Source organism: Nonomuraea terrae (assembly GCF_044465245.1).
Taxonomy (GTDB): domain Bacteria; phylum Actinomycetota; class Actinomycetes; order Streptosporangiales; family Streptosporangiaceae; genus Nonomuraea; species Nonomuraea terrae.
This window is the reverse complement of the sequence record NZ_JBITLL010000008.1, coordinates 214,838-235,625: the sequence shown is the minus strand read 5'-3', so window position 1 is coordinate 235,625 and position 20,788 is coordinate 214,838. Positions and strand designations below refer to the sequence as shown.

Annotated in this window: 27 protein-coding genes and 1 pseudogene; 18 read left to right on the top strand and 10 right to left on the bottom strand. The window is 69.6% G+C overall.

Annotation, left to right across the window (positions count from 1 at the left end; translation table 11 throughout):
• Nucleotides 1-119 precede the first annotated feature (119 nt).
• From ACIBP6_RS39395 to ACIBP6_RS39385, 3 genes are all read right to left on the bottom strand, one after another.
• Complete coding sequence (locus tag ACIBP6_RS39395) at nucleotides 120-371, bottom strand: hypothetical protein (protein ID WP_397059339.1); 252 nt, start codon at nucleotides 369-371, stop codon at nucleotides 120-122.
• 28 nt (nucleotides 372-399) lie between these two features.
• The gene (locus ACIBP6_RS39390) at nucleotides 400-1,206 is read right to left on the bottom strand and encodes a hypothetical protein (protein WP_397059337.1); all 807 of its coding nucleotides are present in this window, start codon (nucleotides 1,204-1,206) and stop codon (nucleotides 400-402) included.
• 172 nt (nucleotides 1,207-1,378) lie between these two features.
• Entirely contained in the window at nucleotides 1,379-2,101 is a 723-nt protein-coding gene (locus tag ACIBP6_RS39385) for a VOC family protein (RefSeq protein WP_397059335.1), read from the bottom strand.
• A gap of 208 nt (nucleotides 2,102-2,309) precedes the next feature.
• On the opposite strand from ACIBP6_RS39385, the gene ACIBP6_RS39380 reads away from it, so the two are divergent.
• The 3 genes from ACIBP6_RS39380 (at nucleotide 2,310) to ACIBP6_RS39370 (ending at nucleotide 4,132) form a co-directional block, all read left to right on the top strand.
• Entirely contained in the window at nucleotides 2,310-2,768 is a 459-nt protein-coding gene (locus ACIBP6_RS39380) for a hypothetical protein (protein ID WP_397059333.1), read from the top strand.
• Nucleotides 2,769-2,817: 49 nt separating this feature from the next.
• Nucleotides 2,818-3,261 carry a GNAT family N-acetyltransferase gene (locus ACIBP6_RS39375; protein WP_397059331.1) on the top strand — a complete coding sequence of 148 codons (444 nt, stop codon included), beginning with the start codon at nucleotides 2,818-2,820 and terminating at the stop codon, nucleotides 3,259-3,261.
• A 310-nt stretch (nucleotides 3,262-3,571) separates the two neighbouring features.
• Nucleotides 3,572-4,132, top strand: a complete 561-nt coding sequence (locus ACIBP6_RS39370) for a DUF6928 family protein (RefSeq protein ID WP_397059329.1) — start codon at nucleotides 3,572-3,574, stop codon at nucleotides 4,130-4,132.
• Nucleotides 4,133-4,160: 28 nt separating this feature from the next.
• Here ACIBP6_RS39370 and ACIBP6_RS39365 read toward each other — a convergent pair whose 3' ends face one another.
• On the bottom strand, nucleotides 4,161-4,589 hold the full coding sequence (locus ACIBP6_RS39365; protein WP_397059327.1) for an ester cyclase: 429 nt from the start codon (nucleotides 4,587-4,589) through the stop codon (nucleotides 4,161-4,163).
• 167 nt (nucleotides 4,590-4,756) lie between these two features.
• Between ACIBP6_RS39365 and ACIBP6_RS39360 the strand changes: the two genes are divergently transcribed.
• The 4 genes from ACIBP6_RS39360 to ACIBP6_RS39345 all read left to right on the top strand — a co-directional run bounded on the left by ACIBP6_RS39360 (nucleotide 4,757) and on the right by ACIBP6_RS39345 (nucleotide 8,318).
• Entirely contained in the window at nucleotides 4,757-5,008 is a 252-nt protein-coding gene (locus ACIBP6_RS39360; RefSeq protein ID WP_397059325.1) for an SDR family oxidoreductase, read from the top strand.
• The gene (locus ACIBP6_RS39355) at nucleotides 5,005-5,133 is read left to right on the top strand and encodes a hypothetical protein (protein WP_397059323.1); all 129 of its coding nucleotides are present in this window, start codon (nucleotides 5,005-5,007) and stop codon (nucleotides 5,131-5,133) included. Before ACIBP6_RS39360 ends, ACIBP6_RS39355 begins: the two co-directional genes overlap by 4 nt.
• Before the next feature lie 379 nt (nucleotides 5,134-5,512).
• Entirely contained in the window at nucleotides 5,513-6,529 is a 1,017-nt protein-coding gene (locus ACIBP6_RS39350) for a methyltransferase domain-containing protein (RefSeq protein WP_397059321.1), read from the top strand.
• A 217-nt stretch (nucleotides 6,530-6,746) separates the two neighbouring features.
• A complete protein-coding gene (locus ACIBP6_RS39345; RefSeq protein WP_397059319.1) occupies nucleotides 6,747-8,318 on the top strand; it encodes a BCCT family transporter in 1,572 nt (523 codons plus the stop codon).
• A gap of 49 nt (nucleotides 8,319-8,367) precedes the next feature.
• Here ACIBP6_RS39345 and ACIBP6_RS39340 read toward each other — a convergent pair whose 3' ends face one another.
• Nucleotides 8,368-8,829, bottom strand: a complete 462-nt coding sequence (locus ACIBP6_RS39340) for a VOC family protein (protein ID WP_132610595.1) — start codon at nucleotides 8,827-8,829, stop codon at nucleotides 8,368-8,370.
• Nucleotides 8,826-9,401 (bottom strand): DinB family protein, encoded by a 576-nt coding sequence (locus ACIBP6_RS39335; RefSeq protein WP_397059317.1) that lies wholly within the window; start codon nucleotides 9,399-9,401, stop codon nucleotides 8,826-8,828. The genes ACIBP6_RS39340 and ACIBP6_RS39335 overlap by 4 nt, the downstream gene beginning before the upstream one ends.
• A gap of 64 nt (nucleotides 9,402-9,465) precedes the next feature.
• On the opposite strand from ACIBP6_RS39335, the gene ACIBP6_RS39330 reads away from it, so the two are divergent.
• A complete protein-coding gene (locus ACIBP6_RS39330) occupies nucleotides 9,466-10,425 on the top strand; it encodes a helix-turn-helix transcriptional regulator (RefSeq protein ID WP_397059316.1) in 960 nt (319 codons plus the stop codon).
• Between the two features lie 128 nt (nucleotides 10,426-10,553).
• Here ACIBP6_RS39330 and ACIBP6_RS39325 read toward each other — a convergent pair.
• Nucleotides 10,554-10,891 (bottom strand): annotated as a pseudogene (locus ACIBP6_RS39325) (IclR family transcriptional regulator); the annotation flags it as partial.
• Here ACIBP6_RS39325 and ACIBP6_RS39320 point away from each other — a divergent pair.
• The 7 genes from ACIBP6_RS39320 to ACIBP6_RS39290 all read left to right on the top strand — a co-directional run bounded on the left by ACIBP6_RS39320 (nucleotide 10,781) and on the right by ACIBP6_RS39290 (nucleotide 15,901).
• Nucleotides 10,781-11,044 (top strand): hypothetical protein, encoded by a 264-nt coding sequence (locus tag ACIBP6_RS39320; protein WP_397059314.1) that lies wholly within the window; start codon nucleotides 10,781-10,783, stop codon nucleotides 11,042-11,044. The pseudogene ACIBP6_RS39325 and the gene ACIBP6_RS39320 overlap by 111 nt on opposite strands.
• Nucleotides 10,998-11,831 (top strand): zinc-binding dehydrogenase, encoded by an 834-nt coding sequence (locus ACIBP6_RS39315; RefSeq protein ID WP_397059312.1) that lies wholly within the window; start codon nucleotides 10,998-11,000, stop codon nucleotides 11,829-11,831. Before ACIBP6_RS39320 ends, ACIBP6_RS39315 begins: the two co-directional genes overlap by 47 nt.
• 17 nt (nucleotides 11,832-11,848) lie before the next feature.
• On the top strand, nucleotides 11,849-12,733 hold the full coding sequence (locus tag ACIBP6_RS39310) for an alpha/beta fold hydrolase (RefSeq protein WP_397059310.1): 885 nt from the start codon (nucleotides 11,849-11,851) through the stop codon (nucleotides 12,731-12,733).
• Nucleotides 12,730-13,500, top strand: coding sequence for an enoyl-CoA hydratase/isomerase family protein (locus ACIBP6_RS39305; protein WP_397059308.1), 771 nt, complete (start codon nucleotides 12,730-12,732; stop codon nucleotides 13,498-13,500). Before ACIBP6_RS39310 ends, ACIBP6_RS39305 begins: the two co-directional genes overlap by 4 nt.
• A 90-nt stretch (nucleotides 13,501-13,590) precedes the next feature.
• The gene (locus ACIBP6_RS39300) at nucleotides 13,591-14,187 is read left to right on the top strand and encodes a hypothetical protein (RefSeq protein ID WP_397059307.1); all 597 of its coding nucleotides are present in this window, start codon (nucleotides 13,591-13,593) and stop codon (nucleotides 14,185-14,187) included.
• A gap of 187 nt (nucleotides 14,188-14,374) precedes the next feature.
• Nucleotides 14,375-14,851, top strand: coding sequence for a GNAT family N-acetyltransferase (locus tag ACIBP6_RS39295; protein ID WP_397059305.1), 477 nt, complete (start codon nucleotides 14,375-14,377; stop codon nucleotides 14,849-14,851).
• Between the two features lie 129 nt (nucleotides 14,852-14,980).
• Nucleotides 14,981-15,901, top strand: a complete 921-nt coding sequence (locus ACIBP6_RS39290; RefSeq protein ID WP_397059303.1) for a cyclase family protein — start codon at nucleotides 14,981-14,983, stop codon at nucleotides 15,899-15,901.
• Between the two features lie 187 nt (nucleotides 15,902-16,088).
• On the opposite strand, the gene ACIBP6_RS39285 is transcribed toward ACIBP6_RS39290, so the two are convergent.
• Nucleotides 16,089-16,607, bottom strand: coding sequence for a hypothetical protein (locus tag ACIBP6_RS39285; protein WP_397059301.1), 519 nt, complete (start codon nucleotides 16,605-16,607; stop codon nucleotides 16,089-16,091).
• Nucleotides 16,608-16,770: 163 nt separating this feature from the next.
• Here ACIBP6_RS39285 and ACIBP6_RS39280 point away from each other — a divergent pair, with 163 nt between their 5' ends.
• Nucleotides 16,771-17,661, top strand: a complete 891-nt coding sequence (locus ACIBP6_RS39280) for an aldo/keto reductase (protein ID WP_397059300.1) — start codon at nucleotides 16,771-16,773, stop codon at nucleotides 17,659-17,661.
• Nucleotides 17,662-17,668: 7 nt separating this feature from the next.
• Here ACIBP6_RS39280 and ACIBP6_RS39275 read toward each other — a convergent pair whose 3' ends face one another.
• Nucleotides 17,669-18,532, bottom strand: coding sequence for an NmrA family NAD(P)-binding protein (locus tag ACIBP6_RS39275; protein WP_397059298.1), 864 nt, complete (start codon nucleotides 18,530-18,532; stop codon nucleotides 17,669-17,671).
• Between the two features lie 131 nt (nucleotides 18,533-18,663).
• Between ACIBP6_RS39275 and ACIBP6_RS39270 the strand changes: the two genes are divergently transcribed.
• Both ACIBP6_RS39270 and ACIBP6_RS39265 read left to right on the top strand, forming a co-directional pair.
• The gene (locus tag ACIBP6_RS39270) at nucleotides 18,664-19,344 is read left to right on the top strand and encodes a TetR/AcrR family transcriptional regulator (RefSeq protein ID WP_397059296.1); all 681 of its coding nucleotides are present in this window, start codon (nucleotides 18,664-18,666) and stop codon (nucleotides 19,342-19,344) included.
• Between the two features lie 500 nt (nucleotides 19,345-19,844).
• A complete protein-coding gene (locus tag ACIBP6_RS39265; RefSeq protein WP_397060266.1) occupies nucleotides 19,845-20,156 on the top strand; it encodes an RNHCP domain-containing protein in 312 nt (103 codons plus the stop codon).
• 80 nt (nucleotides 20,157-20,236) lie between these two features.
• Here the strand turns inward: ACIBP6_RS39265 and ACIBP6_RS39260 are convergent, their stop codons facing one another.
• A complete protein-coding gene (locus ACIBP6_RS39260) occupies nucleotides 20,237-20,788 on the bottom strand; it encodes a DinB family protein (protein WP_397059294.1) in 552 nt (183 codons plus the stop codon).

Below are 20,788 nucleotides of genomic sequence, written 5' to 3'. Positions count from 1 at the left end.
ATGGCGCGCTCCCAGTCGGTTCGACCGGCGTGACCACAGCGTACGAGGCGCTCATGCCGGATCGTGGTCCGCAGCCTCAGCCCCGCCAGCCCTTGCCACGGTGCTTGCCGGCCTGTCATTCACGGCGTTTCGGAGGCTGTCGGGGCGGTCATCACGAAGACGCCCGAAGCGTTGCCGATCCGTCCGGTGGCCAGGAGCGGGCCGCCGGGGACGGCCGACAGCGAGGTCAGTTCGCCTCCGGCCGGAACCCTGGTCCAGTGACCGTAGAGGTCGCGGTGGGCGAGGGCCGAGTCGGAACCGTTGAGATCGGTGGAGCCGAGAAACCAGTGGCCGCCCCTGCCGTCAGGGACCGGCGGGACGCCACGGATCATGCGGCCGGCCGTCGCGGAGGTGTGCTCGCTACGCCAACCAGAGCCTGTCCGGTACGGACATCCCGATCTCTCCGGTGATCCAGATGCCGGACGGATCGGAGTTGACGGCGGTCAGCCGGGGGACGAGCGGGCCGGGCGGGACCTCGTCGGACGGAGGCGGCGCCGTCGGGAGCGCCGGGGTCACGTCGCCTCGGGTCCAGACCTCGCCGTCGAAATGGTGCACGCACCGGGTGATGCCGTCGAGGGCCCAGATGTCGGAGGCGGAGCGGGCGCTGACCCGGAAGGGGCAGAACGACAGGCTCTGTTCCACCCACGTGGCGCCGTCGTAGTGCCAGGCCTGGTAGCGGCCGAAGATCCACACGTCGTCGTCAGCGGTGACCGCGAGGATCCCGCCCGCACCGTGCGGCTTATGAACGATCGTCCAGGCGCTTCCGTCCCAACGCAGGAGGTAGCTGCTGTCCTGGTCACTGGCCGATGCCCACACGTTGGAAGGAGCAGACGCGGCAACCGAGCCGAGGCTGCCGACGCCGACCGGGAAGTCGCTTTTCTCCCAGCGCTCGCCGTCCCAGTGAAAAGCTGTGATGCGGTGTGGGCCGTCGACGACGGGGAGCCAGGCGGCGATGCCGAGGATGTCCCAGCCGAAGGCCCAGGCATCGTTCTCACCGGTGGCGATGACCTTTCCGTAGGTGACGGACGGCTGGCGGGCCACCAGTTTCCAGCGGTCGTTGCCGGCCGGGCGGACGGCCCGCCACAGCCGGAGACCGGCGGTGGCTGCGGCCGCGGCGGCGGCTGCCCACACGAACCACAGGCCGGTGGCGGGCGACTTCGACAACATGATCGAAGCGTAGGAAGGCCACCAGAACGGCGCATGAGTATGCGTACTCAGGCGGATGCTGGTGAGTCGGCGCGGCGGCGACCCATACGCCGGAGCTGAACGCGCATGAGTCCCGAACGAAGATCAGGCACCGAGACGACGCGCTTGCCGGGCTGCTCGGACCCTGTTCGTGCTATCGCGGAGGCAGAACGCAGAACTCGTGGCCGTCGGGATCGGCCATGACCACCCAGCTGACGTCGCCCTGGCCGATGTCGATGCGCGTCGCCCCCAGGGAGACGAGCCGGTCGACCTCCGCCTGCTGATCACCGCCGGCGGGTGGAGCGAGGTCGAAATGCAGCCGGTACTTCCCGGTCTTCGGCGTCAGTGGCGGACCGCCCCAGGTGACCTTGGGGCCGCCGTGTGGCGAGCGAATCGCGGTCTCTTGGTTCTGATCCCACACCAACGGCCAGCCCAGCGCTTCGCTCCAGAAGTACCCGACCTCCTGCGAACCGTCGCACGCGAGCGCTCCGATGAATCCGCAGTCGGCGAGGAAGTTGTTGCCCGGCTCGATGACGCAGAACTCGTTGCCTTCAGGGTCTGCGAGCACGACATGACCCTCCTCCGGGCGTTGACCGATGTCGATGTGCCGGGCACCGAGCCCGAGCGCCCTCGCCACCGTCTGCTGCTGGTCCTCGAGGGACGTGCTCGTCAGATCGAAGTGCATCTGGTTCTGGCCGGTCTTCTGCTCCTGGGTCGGAAGGAATCGGATCCGGAACCCGGTGTCATCGCTCGGCAGGAGCGCGACGCCGTCCTGGGCGTCGTCGGTCATCTCCCAGCCCAGGACGCCGGCCCAGAAGCGCGCGAGACGTGGCGGGTCGTGCGCATCGAAGCAGAGCGCTTGGAGCTGACAAGTCATTCCGCTCCGCACCTCCGATCTGCTGAAAGCCGCGGACAGGCACGTCTTCCGTGCCCATGGAGAAAGATAACGGCAGGCGCCCGGTGCCGGGCCGGGCAGGTGTCCTGAAGGCCGGCGGCGCATGCCCGGTGGCAGGCAGAACGTGATGTGTCCCTGAGCCCCGCACTGTGCATCACGCCAGTACGCATCCCTGGCACACTCTCCCCTCGTGGGAGTTCTGTATGACTACTTCAGCGCAGCCACGGACGAGGAGGCAGCCGCCGTTGTCGACTGGGTCGGGGGGCCGGCGTTTCCGCCGCCCGGCGCGGAGCAGAAGGACAACATCGATCTCAACGGCATCGACCCGTCCGTGATGCTGGGAAAGCTCGAAGCATTGCTGGTCGGCCAGTCCTACGACGAAATCGCTGAGCGCCAGGGTGTTTCCGCGGTGAGGTTCGAGGAGTCCGGGGAGAAGGGCGTGGTCACCATCGCCGACGAGTTCACCGCGGTTCTCGCGGCGGCTACCGATGAGCGGCTCATTGCCGTGGCTGGGCCTTGGTCAGAGATAGAAGAGTTCCATGGTTTGGCCGATCCCAGCCTTCTCCACCAACCACTTCATGACTTGCGCGACCTGGCGGCGCGGACCAGGCGGCGGGGGCACCGTCTCTACTGCTGGATGTCCATCTGACCGCGGGGGAGCGGACGGCGGGCCGGTCCTGGGGGATAGCATCCCGGTCGTGGCGGACTGGGGGCTTCGGGCGGCTTCGGTGGCGGATGTTGAGGCGGTGGCCGAGCTGCGCGCCGTGGTGCTGAGGCCGGATCTTGAGCGGCTCGGGCGGTACGACGAGCAGCGGGTGCGGCAGCGGCTGCGGGACGCGTTCACGCCGGAGCACACGTGGATGATCGAGGTGGATGGAGCCTTGGCCGGGTGTGTGGCGCTGCGGCCGGCGGAGCACGCCTGTTGGCTGGAGCATTTCTATCTGGAGCCGTCCTGGCAGGGCAGGGGGATCGGTTCTGCCGTGCTGAGCAGGATGTTGGAAGGGTGTGACCGCGAGGACGCCGTGGTTCGGCTGAACGTGTTGCAGGGCAGTTCGGCGCGCCGGTTGTACGAGCGGTATGGGTTCACGGTGGAGACCGAGGACGAGGTGGACGTATTCATGGTGCGCCGGCCTTCTTCGTAGGGCGATCGGGTCAGCGTGGCGTGAAGCGGGGCCGGTGCGGTTTCCTCGTCGATTCATGAATCTCCGCCGGCCCCAAGGCTCCTGGTCTGTGCTCGGGCTGCGCACAAATGTCCCGTGATGAGCGGTTGCTTTGTCAGCGGCCAGGACATCCGTGCTGATGGCGAAGGCGTGACGTTCGCTCTGATCGGTAGTGGTTTCATGATCGCCTCGCACTGAAGGTGATTGCGCCACGTTCTGTCGGTGGCGGGTTCTAGGGTGCCGTCGGCGGGATGTCGTGGTCGAGAGGGGTGCCGATGGGGGTCAGGCCTGGATGCTGGTGTACGCGGAGGGCGACCCTCGGCCGATCCTGGCGGCTGCGCCGCCGCTTGATCGGGAGGCGACCGGTGCGCTCGTCCGGCGGCTGCATCCTGGGCGGCGGATCAGTGAGACGGGGGACGGCACCTTGCTCCATCAGTCCGCGCCCGAAGAAGGCCGGGTGTACGCGGCGTGCCTGCCCGGCCTCGCCATCGTGTGCACCGAGGAAGCGTTCCTCGTGGAGCCGTCCGGACTTGACCGGCGTTTCCTGGACGAGGCCGCGGGCCGGACGACCTACCTGGTCGCGACGCACAGCGGGGGTGACTGGTTCGCGTACGCGATCTGGGACGGCGACGGTGGTTTGCGGCGCTCGTTCAGCGCCTCCGGCAGTGACGGGGTGTCCGAACTCGTCGGCGAACCGCTGCCCTTCGAGGCTCCGTACCTGGATGGCGACGGTGAGCCCGACCCGTACGAGGCGACGAGCCTCGGGGACGATGCGATGCGTGAGCTGTTCGGCGTCACCTTCGGCGACGTCGCGTGGGAGAAGATCTCACTTGCGGGGTTCGAGGTGACATAGGAGCTCGCCGCGTTGGCGATCTCGCTGCCTATGGCGTTCCGAGCAGGCCGAGTTGGCGCATCTGCGCGGCGACGTCGACGACGCCCCAGACCTCGGCGAGGCGGCCGTCTGCGAAGCGGACGATGAAGATCTCGCTGTACGTGATCGACTTGCCGGTTGGCGGGAGGCCCATGTAGTCGCCCAGATGGGTCCCCGTGACCGTGTTGCGGCACACGATCTTGTCCCCCTCGGTGATCACGTCTTCGACCGTGACGTGAATGTCGGGGAACGCGCGCAGGAGCATCGTCCATACCTGCTTGAGGGCCTGTGCTCCGCTTGCGCCGGCCGGCACCGGCGCGTGGAAGATCAGGTTCGGGTCGGCGACCTCGTCGATCGTCTTCGCGATGAGCTCAGCGTCGCCGCTGTTCGTCGCGTCATGCAGGCGGCTCAACGCCGCTCTGTTACGGGCTGTTGGCATGGTCCGTCCTCCTCGGAGCTCCGGATCCCTGGATCCCGTACACCAGACGACAGATCCGGCCGATTTGTGACATCGAGGGGCCGTGTCACACATCGCCAAGGAGAAGACCGCCGGCGTGCCGGGGACGCGCGGCTGCCGGGAAGCTGACCGCCGATGGCGTCAACGTGGTGACGGTCCAGCTGGACGTGACCTCGGACAAGTCGGTGACCGACGCCGTACGGCTCGTTCAGGAGCACACCGATCGGCTCGATGTGCTCATCGACAACGCCGGGGCGCCGGGAAAGGGTGTTGCGCCGGCCGACGGAATTCACTCCGTCCACGACACCGACGTGTACGGGCCGATCAGGGTCACGCATGCGTTCCTGCCCCTGCCGCAGGCGGCGGACCCGCCCATCGCACATTCGCCGCGACCGACATGAACCATCACACCGGCGAGCTGACGGTCACCGAGGGCACCGATTCGATCGTCAGGCTCGCGACGATCGACGCGGACGGGCCGACCGGGATCTTCATCGATCGTCTCGGCCCCGTCGCGTGCGCGTGATCAGGGCGGTGCACCGACCGGCGCGACGGTGTGCGTTCGGGATGACCGACGCAGTCCCGGCCGGGAGTGACCAGGCGCAGCGTGCCGGTGATCTCTCGGGTGTGAACGTCGCGCTCCAGCGCGTGCCTTTCAGGCCAGTTCGAGGGCGGACTCGGTGTCGAGGGCTCCGTCGCGCGATGCCGCGTGGATACCGGCACCCGATTCGTCGGAGTGCACGACGCTGTGTCGCCTGTTGTGTGATCCCCGGCAACGGGCATGATCTGTGCGGATGGTCGGGGGCGCGGCGAGTCGGCGTTTCGGTGCGGGCTACAGTGCCGCTCAGCGCTTGGCATCGCGCCTGCGTACTGCGGAAACACCGTTGATTGTCGGGGGACGAACGATGACTGACGACGCTTTGGGGCGTCTGGCACTGGCCCGTACGGCGCAGAGCCGCGTGGAGGAGCTCGCGACCGGCGCGCAGGCCCTGGCCCTGCTGACCTTGGTGCACGAGCGGGGATGGACGGCCTTTCTCGCGGAGCCGCGCGGCCTGGACCAGTTGGCCGCCTTTTCCCGCCTGCCGGTCGACAGGGTCGCGAACGTGGTGGGCGCTCTGGAAGCCCTGGGCTTCGTCGAGCAACACGACGGACAGGTCCGGCTGAGCCCGGCCTACGCGGAGTTGTCGGCCGACGATGCCATGACGGACCTCGGCAACGTGCTCGACAGGGCGGAGCTGATGATCCGGCTGGTGCGTGCGGCGGCCGAGGACGCGGGTGACGTGCGGCTCGGCAACGCCGACGCGCTGGTCATCGCCAAGGTGGTCGGCGGGCGGCCCACGCCGGTCACCCAAGCGGTCTTCCAGCATCTGTACGCCGAAGTCCCGGAGTACGCCGACGCGGTCCGCGATGGCCGGCTGCTCGACGTCGGTTGCGGGGTGGCCGGCGCGACGCTGGCCTCGGCCTCGATGTTCCCGAACATGCGGGCGGTGGCGATCGAGCTCGTGCCCGCAGTCGCGGCCGAGGCGGAGAACCGCGCCAAGAACCTCGGGGTGGCGGACCGCGTGGAGGTGCGCTGCATGGACGCACGGGATCTCGACGAGCGGGACGCCTTCGACGCCTGCTTCTGGGCTCAGCCGTTCTTCCCGGAGCCTTTCCGGGCCGGGACGCTGCGCATGATCCGGCGAGCTCTGAAGCCGGGAGCGCTGCTGATGATCCAGGAAATGGAGAGCGAGCCGCAGGACGAAGCCCAGCGGGTCCCCTTCGCTCTGCGCCGCCTGGTCTACGAGGGGCAACGGGTGCCGTTCGCCGCGACCGCCGAGCAGCTGGTCGCCGAGGCTGAGGCCGCCGGTCTGGTGCCGCACCGTATGGTCCCCACCAATTTCGGGCGGATCGTGCTCATGCGCCGGCCGGAGGAGGGCTGACCCAGCCGGACCGGACGACGGCGGGGGGAGAAGGATCTGAGCGCGGTCGCCGCGTCACGGGCGCGGCGCACCGTGTCGCCGACGCGTACGACGTGCGATGCGTTGTTTCCGCCGGTCAGAGGCTCCTCGATCATGCTCACTCGGTGCCGCTCGGCATGGTTGGCGCTATGTCACAAAGGGGATTATTGATCTCACTCGGAGTAGTGACCCTGGAGGCATGATGCGTCGGCTGGGAGCCGATCTCCCGCTGGTGGGGATCGCCGTGGGGTTGCTGCTCGCGGTGCTGGTGTGGGGGACGCTCTTCACCGAGTCGCTCACCACGGCCGGGGACGCCGCGCTCGCCTGGGTCGTGGGCAATTTCGGCTGGTTGTTCGTGGTGGCCGCCGACTTCTTCCTGGTCCTCGCGGTCGTGCTCGCGCTGAGCCGGTTCGGGCGGATCCGCCTCGGGCGGGACGACGATACGCCGGAGTTCAGCAACCTCGCCTGGACGGCGATGATGTTCAGCTCCGGCATGGGCATCGGGCTGATGTTCTACGGCGTCGCCGAACCCATGACGCATCTGTTCAGCCCGCCGTCCGGTCTGGGTCTCAGGCCGGGCTCGCCTCAGGCCGCGCAGACCGCGATGGAGTACTCCCTGTTCCACTGGACCCTGCACCCCTGGGCCATCTACGCCGTAACCGGCATGGCCCTGGCGTACTCCACTTTCCGCATGGGGCGCGGGAACCGGTTCAGCGAGGCGTTCACCCCGCTGTTCGGGGGCCGGCCGAGGCCGGCCGTGGGGCGGGCGCTGGATCTGCTGGCCACCGTGGCCACGGCCTTCGGCACCGCGACCAGCCTGGGGCTGGGCGCGCTCCAGGTCGAGTACGGCCTCAACGAGCTGTTCGGGATCAGCGGGCGGGGGCTGGAGGTGGTCGTCATCGTCGTGCTGACGGCCGGGTTCGTCCTCTCGGCGGCCACCGGGGTGCATCACGGCGTGCGCATTCTCAGCACCCTCAACGTCTATCTGGTCGCTCTGCTGGCCGCGTTCATCTTCGTCTTCGGCCCGACCGTGGCGATCCTCAATTTGATCCCCGCCTCGCTCGGAGGATATCTGAACGACCTGCTCCCGATGGCCTCACGGACGGGCGCATTCGTCGACAAGCAGTGGCTCAGCAACTGGACTCTCTTCTACTGGGCGTGGTGGGTGTCCTGGGCGCCGTTCGTGGGCGCCTTCATCGCCCGGATCTCCCGGGGCCGTACGATCCGTGAGTTCGTCGTCGGCGTGCTGCTGATTCCGTCCGGCGCCAGCCTGCTCTGGTTCTCGATCAGTGGCGGCAGCGCCGTGTGGCTGCAGCTGACGGGTGCGGCGGACTTCGCCGGGAAACTCGCGGAAGGTTCGGAGGCGGCGATGTTCGCGCTCCTCGACGCCCTGCCGCTCAGCCTGCTCACCACCGTGATCACGGCGGTCCTGGTGGCGCTCTACTTCATCACCAGCGCGGACTCGGCCTCTTTGGTGCTCGGTTCGCTCTCCACCAGGGGCTCGCTGCATCCGCCCAGGACCCTGGTCGTGATGTGGGGTGTGCTGGTCGGGGCGGTCGCGCTGGTCCTGCTGCTGGCCGGCGGGCTGCAGGCGCTGCAGCAGGCGACGATTCTGGTCGCGTTGCCGTTCGTGGTGGTCATGCTGCTGCTCTGTCTGGCGCTGGTGAAGGAGTTGCGCGAGGATCCCGGCGCCGGCCGTACGTTCACCGCCACCCCGCACGGGTTGCGGGAGGCCCTGCGCCGGGTCAGCAGGGAGGACGATGGCGACTGAGCCCGTCCAATGATCCTCCTGGTTCGGCCGGCACGCCGAGCAGCCACCCTCAGTCGAGGCAGAACTCGTTGCCCTCGGGGTCGGTCATCACGATGAAGCCGGCGCTCATCGGCGGAGCGGGTTCGTGGCGGCGTACCCGCGTCGCTCCCAGCGCGACGAGCCGGTCGCACTCGGCCTCCAGCGCCGCCATCCGCTCCGCTCCCTCCAGTCCGGGAGCCGCGCGGACGTCGAGGTGGACGCGGTTCTTGGCGGTTTTGTCCTCCGGCACCTGCTGGAAGAACAGCCGCGGGCCGTGCCCGTCCGGGTCCTCGACGGCCGAGGCCGTGTTGCGCCGGTCCTCCGGCACGCCCGCCCGCGCGAGGAAGTCGTCCCACGCGGCCAGCGGGTCGGCGCCCTCGGGCAGGTCGACGCCGGGCGGGCCGGGGTGGACGTAGCCGAGCACGTCGCGCCAGAAGGACGACAGCGCCCGAGGGTCGTGGGCGTCGAAGGTGACCTGGATGTGGCGGCTCATCGGGCGCTCCCGTTCGTGTGCAGGTAGAGGTCGCGCAGCAGGCAGACCTCGGACAGGTGGTGGATCAGCTCGCGGTGGATGTGCAGCACCAGGTCGGCCATGGGCGCCTCGGGGTACGGCTCCTTCTCGCCGACCGGGACCCGCAGCCCGGCCTCGCCGAGCTCCCGCACCCCGGCCAGCCAGGCGTCGAGCTGGGTCTCGAGCTGGTCGAGCGCGCCGGCCGCGGTGCCGGCGTACTCCCAGGTCTCGTACGACGCCGGCGGCGCGCCGAAGTGCGCCGCGTTGCGCGCGGCGAGCACGCCGACGATGACGTGACCGAGTCGCCAGGCGATCGTGGTGAAGGGCGTGGGTACCGGCTCGGGGAAGGCGTAGTCGATCGTGAAGTCACCGGAGCCGGCCTGCATGGGTGCCGTCGAGCTGCCGCGCGGCCACACGTTCCAGGCGTCGGGCACCGGCGACCAGAAGTACTCGTCGTCGGTGAGGCCGTCGAGCCGGGGCCGCAGCTGATGGTTCCAGTGGAACTGGATCTGCTCACGCAGCGTCCGGTTCCAGTCGAGTTCGTCTGCGTTCATGGAGGCACTCTGGCACTGCTGGCGGACAGGATCGGTCCGCTATCGTCTGGCAGGCTGGAGTGTCATGAACGGTGCGGAGCGCGGTACGACGGAGCGGGTGCTCACCCTGCTGGGGCTGCTGCAGCAGCGCCAGGTCTGGACCGGCCCGGACCTCGCCGACCGGCTGGGGGTCACGCCGCGCACCGTACGGCGTGATGTCGAGCGGCTGCGCGCGCTCGGCTATCCGGTGCACGCCACCCAGGGTGTCGGAGGCGGCTACCAGCTCGGCCCCGGGCACGACCTGCCGCCGCTGCTCCTCGACGACGAGGAGGCGATCGCCACCGTGGTCTCGCTGCTGGCCGGCGCGAGCGGCGCGGTGGCCGGCGACGCCGCGCTGCGGGCGCTGACCAAGCTCGACCGGGTGCTGCCGACCCGGCTGCGGCACGAGGTGCGGGCGCTCTCCGGCTCGGTGGATTCCTTCGGCGCAGGACGTACGCCGGTCGACCCCGAGGTGCTCATGACGCTGGCCAGAGCCTGCCGCGACGAGGTCGAGGCCGGTTTCGACTACCCGTCAGGGAACGAGGTGCGACGGCGGCGGGTCGAGCCGTACCGGCTGGTCACCTCCGACCGGCGCTGGTACCTGCTCGCCTACGACCTCGACCGCGACGACTGGCGCAGTTTCCGCGTCGACCGGATGGCCGATGTGTCGGCGCGGACCTGGCGTTTCCGCCCGCGCCCGGCGCCCGACGCGGCGACGTACGTGCAGGAGGGCGTGGCGAGCCGGGTCTACCCGCACCAGGCGCGTTTCCTCGTGCACGCGCCGGCCGAGACGGTGCGCGCGCAGGTTTCGGCGTCGGCCGCCGTCGTACGGCCGCGGGGCAGCGAGCGCTGCGAGGTGATCAGCGGCGGCGCCAATCTCGACTTCGTGCTCATGCACGTGCTGGTGCTGGGGCACGACTTCGAGGTGCTCGACCCTCCGGAGCTCGGGACACGCTGCCGGGTGCTGGCCGAGAGGCTGCGGTCGGCCTCAGTCGGCGGCGAATGACCTGCTGATCTGCCTGGTGCTCTGCTTGACGCGCTCGCCCAGTTCGGCGCCGCCGTCGGCCGGGCGGCGGTGCGGGGGAGGAACACGCTCAGGGAGGCGACCGGCGTGCGGCCGGAGAAGATCGGCGCGGCCACGGAGAAGATGTCGTCGCGCAGCTCGCGGTCGGCCACGGCGTAACCGCGCGTCCGGACGACCTCCAGCTCGGCCTCGAGCGCGTCGCGGTCGGTGATCGTCGCCTCCGTGTACTCGGGGAGCGTGCCGCGCAACGCCTCGGCCAGCTCGATCGGGCTCAGGTGGGCCAGGATCGCTTGCCGTTCGCGGTCGCGTGGCAGGGCGAGCGCTTGCCCACGGGCCAATGGATGCGTACGGGCTGGGTCGACTCCATCCTCTCGATGATCACCACTTCGAAGCCTTCCCGCGCCGCCAGGTGCACGGACTCGCCGACGCGGTCGCGGAGCTCGGCCATGACCGGCAGGGCGGCCTCGCGTACGCCGATGTCGCCGGGGTCGGCGAGTTCATCGGCCGCTATCGGCCCGGCGACACGCTGGGGCCGCTGGTCACCGCTCAGCAGCGTGTGGAATCCGCCGTGCGGCTCGTGCTGGTACTGCCTGCACGGTGAGGCCCATCTCTGCGAGCACGCCGCCGACCGCAGCACGCGGCCACACGGCTCGGACGCCGACGGGACAGACCTGTTCCCCGGGTTGTCCACCGGGGCGTTCGCCCAGGAGACCGTGCTGCCCGCCGCCGCCACCCGGCTCGTGCCGGACGGCCTGTCGTTCAGCCAGGCCGCCCTGCTCGGGTGCGCGGTCACCACGGGCGTGGGCGCGGTGTGGACGACGGCCGGCATACGCCCGGGTGATTCGGTCGTGGTGATCGGCCTGGGCGGCGTCGGCCTGTCCGCCGTACAAGGGGCACGGCTGGCGGGAGCCGGCTCGATCATCGCCGTCGACCGGGAGGCGGGCAAGTTCGACCTCGCCCGCTCCCTGGGGGCGACCGAGACGCTCGAGGCGGGGCCCGACGTGCGCAAGCGGGTGCGCGCGCTCACCGGTGGCCGGGGCGCCGACCACGCCCTCGACTGCGTCGGGCTGGCGGCGACCATCCGGGACGCCTACGGCATGACCCGCCGCGGCGGCCGGGTGACGATCGTGGGCATCGGGGGCAAGGACCAGAAGGTGGAGTTCTCGGCGCTGGAGTTGTTCCACTTCGCGCGTACGATCACCGGCTGCGTGGCCGGCTCGCTCGATCCCGACCGGGACCTGCCCCGCCTGTACGAGCACGCCGTCGACGGCACTTTGGACCTGGCGTCTCTCATCAGCCGGGAGACGGACCTGCACGGCATCGACGCGGCGTTCGACGACATGGCGGCAGGCCGGGTCGCGCGCGTGCTCGTCCGCCCCAACGCGTGACCGGAGGGACAGCAGACATGGTCATGGTCCGAACGCCTGACGGCATCGAGCTCTACGCGGAGGAACACGGCACCGGCGCGGCCGTGCTGTTCGTCCACGAGTTCGCCGGCGACCACCGTGGCTGGGCGCCGCAGGTCAGCGCCCTTTCCCGGCGGTACCGCTGCATCACGTACAACGCCCGCGGCTACCCTCCGTCCGATGTGCCGGAGGATCCGGCCGACTACAGCCAGCGGCACGCCGTCGCGGACGCGATCGCCGTGCTCGACGCGCTGGAGGTCGAGCGGGCCCACGTGGTGGGGCTCTCGATGGGCGGGTTCTGCGCGCTGCACCTGGGGCTGGACCACCCGGAGCGGGTCCGTTCCATGGTGGTGGCGGCCTGCGGATGGGGCTCGCTTCCCGACCGGCGCGGCGAGTTCCGCGCGGAATGCGAGCACCTCGCGCAGTCGCTGCGCGGCGAGGGCATGGCGGCGGTGGCCGAACGTTACGCGCTCGGGCCCACCCGCGTGCAGCTGGCGAACAAGGACCCGCTCCGCTGGCGCGAATTCGCCGGCCACCTGGCGGAGCACTCCGCGACCGGCTCGGCGAACACCCAGCTGAGCGTGCAACGCGAGCGCCCGCCGCTCTACGAGCTCGCCGACAGACTGGCCGTGGTCGACATCCCCGCCCTGATCATCGCGGGCGACGAGGACGAGGGCTGCCTGGAACCGGACCTCATGCTCAAGCGCACCATGCCGCGCGCGGGCCTGCTGGTGCTGCCCAAGACTGGGCACACCGTCAACCTGGAGGAGCCGGACACGTTCAACCGGGCCGTCCTCGACTTCCTCGCCGCCGTCGAGCTCGACCGGTGGGACAGACGCGACCCGCGGGCGCGCGGGCTCAGCTCCACCGGGCTCGGACGATGACCCCTCACCTGCGGCTGGACACCCGCGGGCCGATCGCCACGCTGACGATCGACCGGCCGGCCAAACGCAACGCCATGAACGTGGAGATGTGGTCGGCGCTCCCCTCCCTGGTCCAGGAGGTGGCCGCCGACGACGGTGTCCGCGTGCTCGTCGTACGCGGGAACGAACACTTCTCCGCGGGCGCGGACATCGGCGAGTTCGAGACGCACCGGCGCGGAGCGGCGGCGGCGCGCCGCTACAGCGAGATCGTGCACACCGCAGAACGCGCGCTCGCCACCCTGCCCAAGCCCACGATCGCCGCCGTGGCCGGGTTCTGCCTGGGGGGCGGTTGTGAGCTGGCGCTCGCCTGCGACCTGCGCGTCGCCTCGGAAGACGCCCGATTCGGGATCACTCCGGCCAAACTCGGCATCGTCTACAGCCTGACGTCCACCAAACAGCTGGTCGACGCCGTCGGGCCGGCGTGGGCCCGGCAGATCCTCTACACCGGCGACCACCTCGACGCGGCCACGGCGTTGCGGATCGGCCTGGTCAACGAGGTGCACCCGGCGGAGCGGCTGCTCGCCCGGGCGTACGAGCTGGCGGAGATCACCGCGAGCCGGGCCCAGGTGTCGGTGCGCGGCAGCAAAGAGATCATCGACCGCATCCTGAACGGTCAGCACGCGGACGACGACGCGGTCCTGGCGCTGTACGACGCCTCCTACGCCAGCCCCGAATACGCCGAAGGCGTCGAGGCCTTCCTCGAGAAACGGCCGCCCCGTTTCCCGTGATCGTTCGTCTGCTACGGCGGGCGGCGGCTCGGCGCGGGCAGCCGCCTCGTCGGTGGGTTCTCTGTCGGTGGCTTCTGCGACTATCGGCGTGTGATCGATCACTATCGCCGGCTCTTCCAGCAGCAGCAGTGGTTCGAGGACGCGCTCTGCTGGATCGTCGTGCGGCCACTCGACGAAGAGACCACAGCGGACGATCTCCTGTGGCGGCTCAACGGCGGCCGTGACCCCGAAGAGCGGGTCATGACGTACCCCAGGGAGGAGGCCTTCGAGGAGGAGCAGCCCGTGTTCTTCGTCCACGAGGGCGAAGGGGCCTACGGCTTCCTGGAGTTCTCGCACGGCTTCGCCCCGGCCGACCACATCCTTGCCGAGCTCAGCAAGGAGTCACGCGTGTGGATGACGACCTGGCACTTCAACGGCGGCTACACGATCCTCTACGCGGCCGACGGCCGGGTCAGGGCGCAGATGCGCAATTTCATCTTCACCGAGCACGCCACGGGGGAGGGCGATCCGAGCGTTCTGGCTGATTTCCGCGCCATGCTCGACGGCCTGGACCCGGAGGATCACCGAGGCAAACGCAGCGCGGCGTTCGCCTTCGTCGAGGCGCAGACCGGGATGGGCATCGAAAGTTACTGGCTCGACGTCGAAGACGCCCCCGTCATCGTCATGGACGACTGGCATCGAAGTTGAGCTCGACGAGATCGACCGTCGAGCACCGCCTGCCAGTCCTCGACGGTCGTTCCTTCCACGACCACGTCGGGCAACCGCCCGTTGATGTGAGGCTCGAAGAGCAGTTTCACGTCATCCCATAACGAGTCCGGCACGGCACCCCTCGTGGTCGGAAGCCGATGGCCGGCGGATCGATAAGGTCGGGATCATGAGCGTCGAGGTGGAGATCGCACGCGAGGCGGCCCCTGATGTCGTGGCCGCGCTCGGCCGGCTTCTGCCCCAACTGTCGACGACCGCGAAAGCGCTCGATCACGAGGCCGTCGCCCGGCTGCTGGCCTTCTCGTCGAACACGGTGCTGATCGCTCGCGTTCAGGGAGAGATCGTGGGCACTCTGACCCTGGTCACCTTCCCGCTGCCCTCCGGCCTGCGTGCGCGCATCGAGGACGTGGTGGTGGACGAGCGCGCTCGCGGGCGCGGCGTCGCGGCGGCGCTGACGGACCGTGCCCTCGCCCTGGCGAGACAGGCAGGAGCCCGAACCGTCGACCTCACCTCACGCCCCTCCAGGCAGGCCGCGAACCGCCTGTACGAACGCGCCGGCTTCCATCGGCGAGACTCGATCGTCTACCGCTTCGTCCTGGACGCCGCGGCGCGATCCGGTGCGTTTCAGGGCCTTAGGGTCCAGTGAACGTTTGCCCCCGGCGACGTCATATCAAAGGAGAGGGTGGGATACCGTGCCTGCGGTGGCTCGAACCACGTGACCGGAGGAGTCGATGCTGGGATGACGGCAGGGCGGCCGATGCCTACACAGGACGACGTGCTCGGGTACTTCAACACGCTGTCGAACTGGGGACGGTGGGGCGACGACGACGAGCTCGGCACTTTGAACCACATCACCGACGACGTCCGGCTGGCGGCGGCACGGGCCGTGCGCCACGGCAGGAGCGTGTCGTGCGCATGGGAGGTTGCCGCACCGGAAGACATGGAGCGGTCGACGACGACGTGCCCGTGCGCCGCCGACATGCCGGGTGCCGAGCACATGCCGGCGCCCGGATTCCGCAACGACCGGCGCTGGGGCTTTTCGTCCGAGCGGCTCGGCGTCACGTTCCACGGCAACACCCTCACCCACGTCGACTCGCCGTGCCACATCTTCTGGGACGGCACGATGTACAACGGGCGGTCGCACTCGCTGGTCGACGCCGCGACGGGATCGGCGTGGGCGTCCGTCACGGCGGCGGCGAACGGGATCATCACGCGTGGCGTCCTGCTGGACATCGCGAGCGTGCGGGATGTGCCGTGGTTGGAACCGGGGCAAGGGGTGTTTCCCGACGATCTCGAGGAGGCCGAGCGTCGCCAGGGCGTGCGGGTGCGATCCGGCGACGCGGTACTCCTGCGAACCGGCTATGGCCGCGCCCGGCACGAGACCGGTGCGGCCGGCGGCTTCACGCAGGCCGGCTGGCATGCGTCCTGCCTGCCGTGGCTGCATGAACGGGAGGTCGCACTGATCGGCGCTGACACCCCCCAGGACGTTCAGCCGTCGGGGTACGAAGACGTGTTGATGCCGGTTCACGCCGTGAGCCTCGTCGCCATGGGTCTGTGGATGCTCGACAACTGCGACCTGGAGGCGTGCGCGGCGACGGCTGCCGAGCTCGGCCAGTGGGACTTCCACCTCGCAGTCGCGCCGGTCCGCTTCGCGGGTACGTCCGGCAGCCCGGTCAACCCGATCGCCACCTTCTGACCGCGGTTCACGAAGATGTGCGACGCCCATGAAGGACCCGGCCCCGCGGTCGCGGCCGGTGAGGACAGGCCCGCGCCCTCCACCTGATCGGAGAACTCGTCGGCGACTCCCCGACGTCGCCGCCCTGCCCAGCGCGCTGGACACAGTGGCGATCGAGCCGATCAGCAAGGGGCAGCGTGATCAAGGCTCACTGGGAAAGGTCCAGTAAGTACCGGGAGAACTGGCTTGTGGTTTTCAGCACGGCGGGATCCTGTTGAGGTGCGGGCCATATCTGAAGGTAGTAGTCGTCTACGCGATAGCTCTCTTCGTCCATTCCTCGGGCGTGATATCGCAAGCGGTATTTCCCCGGGCCGGCAGGCAGACGAAGGCTGTAGACCTTGTCCTCATTCCAATCCATCGCCCATCCGGCCAGGAATGCCTCGCCCGACGGCGACTCGAAACCGATCTCCACGATGTCCTCGTAGCCGTCGAGGTCAGCGCCCGGGTCTCGATCGGCGACGGCCACCGTGAAGGGAATCACTCCCCATTGAAGGGCGATATGCATGCTGGCGAAGCCTCTCCCCTCCATCGCGATGAGCCCGACGGAATGGGAGGGGAAGTCGTCTGACCCCTCGCCTCCATTGTCCAGGAGATGGATCTGGCCGCAGTCCTCCACCTCCACATCCATCCGCTTGATCTGCACGACAGGAGTTTCGTTTCCGCTCATGGGCGGGAAGCATAGAGTCCGTCAGCGACAGTTTCGGCTCTCATGATGAAAGGCGCTGCGCTCGGCCTGCCGATGACCGCTCCCACGTCCGGAAGGTGGGACTGTCATTCCTACCGAAAGGAGTTCTCTGGTTGTGGCGCCGGCCACGCACCACAGTTGACCCATGAGCATTTCCTCCTTCCTCGGCAACAAGCCCGTTCACCGTGTCGGCTTCGGAGCCATGCAGCTCTCCGGCCCCAACAGCTTCGGCCCGCCGGCCGATCCGGAGGCCGCCAAGGCCGTGCTGCGTCACGCCGTCGCGCACGGGGTCGACCACATCGACACCGCCCAGTTCTACGGCCCCGACGTCGTCAACGACCTCATCCGTGAGGCGCTGCACCCCTACCCGGAGAGCTTGCGGCTGGCGACCAAGGTCGGTGCCGTCCGCGACGAGCAGGGCGCCTGGCTGCCCAGCGGCGAACCGGCCGACCTCAAGCGCCAGGTGGAACAGAACCTGCGCTCATTGCAGGTCGAGCGGCTGGACCTGGTGAACCTGCGCCGGTTCGAGCGAGACATCCCGGACGGCACGGAGCCGCCGCTGGCCGACCAGCTCGGCGCCCTCGCCGAACTCCGCGACGAGGGCAAGATCGACATGATCGGCGTCTCGAACGCGAACGCGGACACCGTCCGGGCCGCGATCAACATGGCCGGCATTGTCGCCGTGCAGAACGCGTACAGCATCCTGAACCGCGCCGACGACGCCATCCTGGAGCTGTGCCGCGAGCACGCCATCGCGTTCGTCCCGTACTTCCCGCTGGGATCGGCATACGGCAGTGGCGGCCCGAAGTATCTAGCCGCCGACCCGCACGTGAGCGCGGTCGCGAACAAGCACGGCATCACCCCGACGCAGGTCGCACTCGCCTGGCTGCTCGCACGGTACGAGCGGATGCTTCTCATCCCCGGCACCAGCTCGATCGCCCACCTGGACGAGAACCTCGCGGTCGGCGCCCTCACCCTCGACGCCGAAGATCTGGCGCTGCTCGACGCGGTCGAGCCCATCCCGCTCGGAGCGTGAACCATGGTCAGCGCCGGGTGACGGCTTCCTCCAGGATCGAGCGGAGCGGGGTGGCCGGGCGCTGGAGGAGGCTCTCGAGGTCGGGGCCGGTGGTGGCGAACTCGCCGCGGCGGGATGCGTGGAACATGCCGAGCAGCATGTCGGCCCGATCCGCCGGTACGCCGTGGGCGGCCAAGGTGGCCGTCCACTCGGCGTCGTCGGCGACGACGCGGCGGATGACGCGTCCGGTGAGTTCGGTGAGGATGCCGGCGACGTCCTGAAGGTCGAGGGCGACCGGCGCGGTCAGCGGCGGGGTCGGGCCGTCGAACCGGCCCTCGTCGGCCAGGATGATCGCCGCCGCTTCGGCGAGGTCGGCGTGCGCGGTCCACGAGACGGGGCCGTCGGCCGGCGCGACCAGCTCGCCGGTCTCCAGCGCCTGGCCGAGCAGGAGGCGGACGGTGTCGGCGTAGAAGCCGTTCCTGAGCGCCGTGAACGGCGTGCCCGTCTTCGACAGGTAGCCCTCGGTGGCGGCGTGGTCGGGCATGGGCGCGAAGAGCGAATCCTCGGCGGCGCCCTGGTGGCTCGTGTAGAGGATGCGCCTCGCGCCGGCGTCGCGCGCGGCTTCGACGGCCGCGACGTGCTGGGCGACGGCTGCCTCGCCGCTCTGGTTCGTCGAGACGATGAGCACCTGCGTGGCGCCCTCGAAGGCGGTGGCGAGGGAGCGCGGGTCGGTGAAGTCGCCGCGCCGCACCCGCACCCCGCGTGCGGCGAGGTCGGCGGCGCGGTCGGTGTCGCGAACGCTGACGCCGACCTGGCCGGCCGGGAACCTCTGGACAAGCCGCTCGACGATCTGGGAGCCGAGCAGGCCGGTTGCGCCCGTGATGACGATCATGATGTGGACCCTTCATTCGGTGTTGTAACCGCTGATATTAACAGTGTTAGCAACATCGATAGCAAGTGTGCGTTACCCTTGGCAGCATGGTCGAGGCCAGGTCAGGGAGCGCCGGCAGACACGAGGCGCGAGTGAGGATCGTCGAGGTCGCTGCACGACTCCTGCGCGAGCAGGGCGCAGCCGCGGTCACCACCCGCGCGGTCGCGCAGGCGGCCGGCATGCAGGCGCCGACCATCTACCGGTTCTTCGAGGACAAGGACGCGCTGCTCGACGCCGTCGCCGAGCACGTCTTCACCGCCTACGTCGCCGAGAAGGCGCTCGCCGAGGCCGGTGACGACCCGGTGGCGGATCTCCGGGCCGGGTGGGAGACGCATATCGGCTTCGGTCTCGCCAACCCGGCGCTGTTCGGGCTGCTCACCGATCCCAGCCGTACGACCCATTCACCGGCGGCGGTCGCCGGGCTGGAGGTCCTGCGCGGCCGGGTGCACCGCGTCGCGGCGATCGGGCGGCTGCGGGTCACCGAACGGCGCGCCGTCGAGCTCATCCACGCCGCCGGCACGGGCGCCGTCCTCACCCTGCTGTCCATCCCGCCGGCCGACCGGGATCTCGAGCTCGCCGACGCGATGTACGAAGCGGTGATGCGGGTGGTCCTCACCGACGCGCCGGCGCTCGCCGTCGACGGCACGACCGCGGCGACGGTCGCGTTCCGGGCCCTCGCCCCGAAGCTGCCGATGCTCACCGACGCCGAGCGCGCCCTGCTGTCCGAGTGGCTGGACCGCGCCGACGACGCCCCGGCCGTCCTCGACGCCTGACGACGCCCCGGCCGTCCTCGACGCCTGACGTCGCCGTTCGTCCTGCATCCGTGACCGCCGCAGCCTGAAGCCCGGAAATCGTGTTGTCGTGGCCGATCCGGCGTGCTGTGATCGGCGAGAATGCCGCCGACGTCGAAGGAGGGGTGATGCGCCGACCGGACAGGGCGGTGCCGGCAGCGCTCTGATCACAGGGGACGGCGCCGACGCCAGTGAGCGCGGGACGACACCTACCGCTGGCAGCTGAGGAGGCTCGGCTGACAGTGACCGGGACAATCCACCGAAACCCGGTCGAGGTCCGGATCCGGCGGCTGAGAGACGCCCCGATGAAGCAGGAAGCGGAAGTAATCGCCGACCTCTGAGGAGGGGGAACGGCGGTGAACCGGTCCCTCGCCCGCGTCAAGCCTGGGAGCTGCCCGAACGCCAAGCGCGGACGAGCAGCGAGAACGAACGGAACCCTGCACTCCGATTGAAGATCACTTCTTCGATCCGGAGGCAGAGCCATCAGCAGGTCCGCCCAGAACCAGGGCTTCACGTGCGAGAACTGCGGAGCGAGCGTCGCACCGCTGACCAACGGGAGCTACCGCAACCACTGTCCGGCGTGCCTGTGGTCCAAGCACGTCGACCTCGCTCCCGGCGACCGGGCCTCGGCCTGTCGCGGAATGATGCGCCCCGAGCGTGCAGAGCACCGCGCCGGCAAGGGACTCGTGCTGGTCCACCGGTGCGTCGTCTGCGGCTTCGTCCGCCCCAACCGGGTCGCCGACGACCCGGTGCAAGGCGACGACATTGAGGCGATCGTCGCGCTCATGTCCTAGCCGGGTAGCACCACGGTGCGGCGCCCACGAGATCACCCTCGTGGACGCCGCACCCGGCCGCGTCAACCACGCCGAGCCGGTCAGGTGCGATCGGCGTTTCGCAGATGGCGCACTGCGCCGATTTCGGCGGCGTTCTTCATCAGTTCGAGGTTGGCCCAGGCGAACACGTGGCCGAGGGGGAGGGAGCCGTCGGCGAACCAACCGGTTCGTTCGGTGGAGTCCAGGTCCGCCTCGCTCAGTGCGTCCAGGGCGGTGGTCCACTGGACGTGACATTCGTTCAGCCAGCTGACCGCCGAGGCCACGTCGCCGGGCCACGGGGTCAGGGCGGCGGCTTGCGACCAATCGAGCGCCGCATCGGGTTTTCCGAAGCACTGGGTGTGGGCGTGGCTCCACCAGAAGCCGATGTGCCACATCACCCATCCGACGGACAACGCCGGGATCGGCTCGGGCTCCGGCACGGCCCAGTCCGCCGCCCAGTCCGCCGCCCAGGTGCCGTCCGGCCGCCGGCGAACGCTCCAGCAGTTGGAGGCCGGCTCCCAGAGAGCTTCTTCGTCGCTGACGTGCTTCAGGTGCAAGGACAGCAGCGACCAGGACACATCCAGCTGCCAGCGCAGCCGCTCCAGTTCGGGCAT

Excerpts from the sequence above, each read along its gene's own strand:
- ACIBP6_RS39395 (WP_397059339.1), bottom strand. The coding sequence starts at position 371 with ATGATCCGTGGCGTCCCGCCGGTCCCTGACGGCAGGGGCGGCCACTGG.
- ACIBP6_RS39390 (WP_397059337.1), bottom strand. The coding sequence starts at position 1,206 with ATGTTGTCGAAGTCGCCCGCCACCGGCCTGTGGTTCGTGTGGGCAGCC.
- ACIBP6_RS39385 (WP_397059335.1), bottom strand. The coding sequence starts at position 2,101 with ATGACTTGTCAGCTCCAAGCGCTCTGCTTCGATGCGCACGACCCGCCA.
- ACIBP6_RS39370 (WP_397059329.1), top strand. The coding sequence starts at position 3,572 with ATGCTGGTGTACGCGGAGGGCGACCCTCGGCCGATCCTGGCGGCTGCG.
- ACIBP6_RS39365 (WP_397059327.1), bottom strand. The coding sequence starts at position 4,589 with ATGCCAACAGCCCGTAACAGAGCGGCGTTGAGCCGCCTGCATGACGCG.
- ACIBP6_RS39355 (WP_397059323.1), top strand. The coding sequence starts at position 5,005 with ATGAACCATCACACCGGCGAGCTGACGGTCACCGAGGGCACCGATTCG.
- ACIBP6_RS39350 (WP_397059321.1), top strand. The coding sequence starts at position 5,513 with ATGACTGACGACGCTTTGGGGCGTCTGGCACTGGCCCGTACGGCGCAG.
- ACIBP6_RS39345 (WP_397059319.1), top strand. The coding sequence starts at position 6,747 with ATGATGCGTCGGCTGGGAGCCGATCTCCCGCTGGTGGGGATCGCCGTG.
- ACIBP6_RS39340 (WP_132610595.1), bottom strand. The coding sequence starts at position 8,829 with ATGAGCCGCCACATCCAGGTCACCTTCGACGCCCACGACCCTCGGGCG.
- ACIBP6_RS39335 (WP_397059317.1), bottom strand. The coding sequence starts at position 9,401 with ATGAACGCAGACGAACTCGACTGGAACCGGACGCTGCGTGAGCAGATC.
- ACIBP6_RS39330 (WP_397059316.1), top strand. The coding sequence starts at position 9,466 with ATGAACGGTGCGGAGCGCGGTACGACGGAGCGGGTGCTCACCCTGCTG.
- ACIBP6_RS39320 (WP_397059314.1), top strand. The coding sequence starts at position 10,781 with ATGGATGCGTACGGGCTGGGTCGACTCCATCCTCTCGATGATCACCAC.
- ACIBP6_RS39310 (WP_397059310.1), top strand. The coding sequence starts at position 11,849 with ATGGTCATGGTCCGAACGCCTGACGGCATCGAGCTCTACGCGGAGGAA.
- ACIBP6_RS39305 (WP_397059308.1), top strand. The coding sequence starts at position 12,730 with ATGACCCCTCACCTGCGGCTGGACACCCGCGGGCCGATCGCCACGCTG.
- ACIBP6_RS39295 (WP_397059305.1), top strand. The coding sequence starts at position 14,375 with ATGAGCGTCGAGGTGGAGATCGCACGCGAGGCGGCCCCTGATGTCGTG.
- ACIBP6_RS39285 (WP_397059301.1), bottom strand. The coding sequence starts at position 16,607 with ATGAGCGGAAACGAAACTCCTGTCGTGCAGATCAAGCGGATGGATGTG.
- ACIBP6_RS39280 (WP_397059300.1), top strand. The coding sequence starts at position 16,771 with ATGAGCATTTCCTCCTTCCTCGGCAACAAGCCCGTTCACCGTGTCGGC.
- ACIBP6_RS39275 (WP_397059298.1), bottom strand. The coding sequence starts at position 18,532 with ATGATCGTCATCACGGGCGCAACCGGCCTGCTCGGCTCCCAGATCGTC.
- ACIBP6_RS39260 (WP_397059294.1), bottom strand. The coding sequence starts at position 20,788 with ATGCCCGAACTGGAGCGGCTGCGCTGGCAGCTGGATGTGTCCTGGTCG.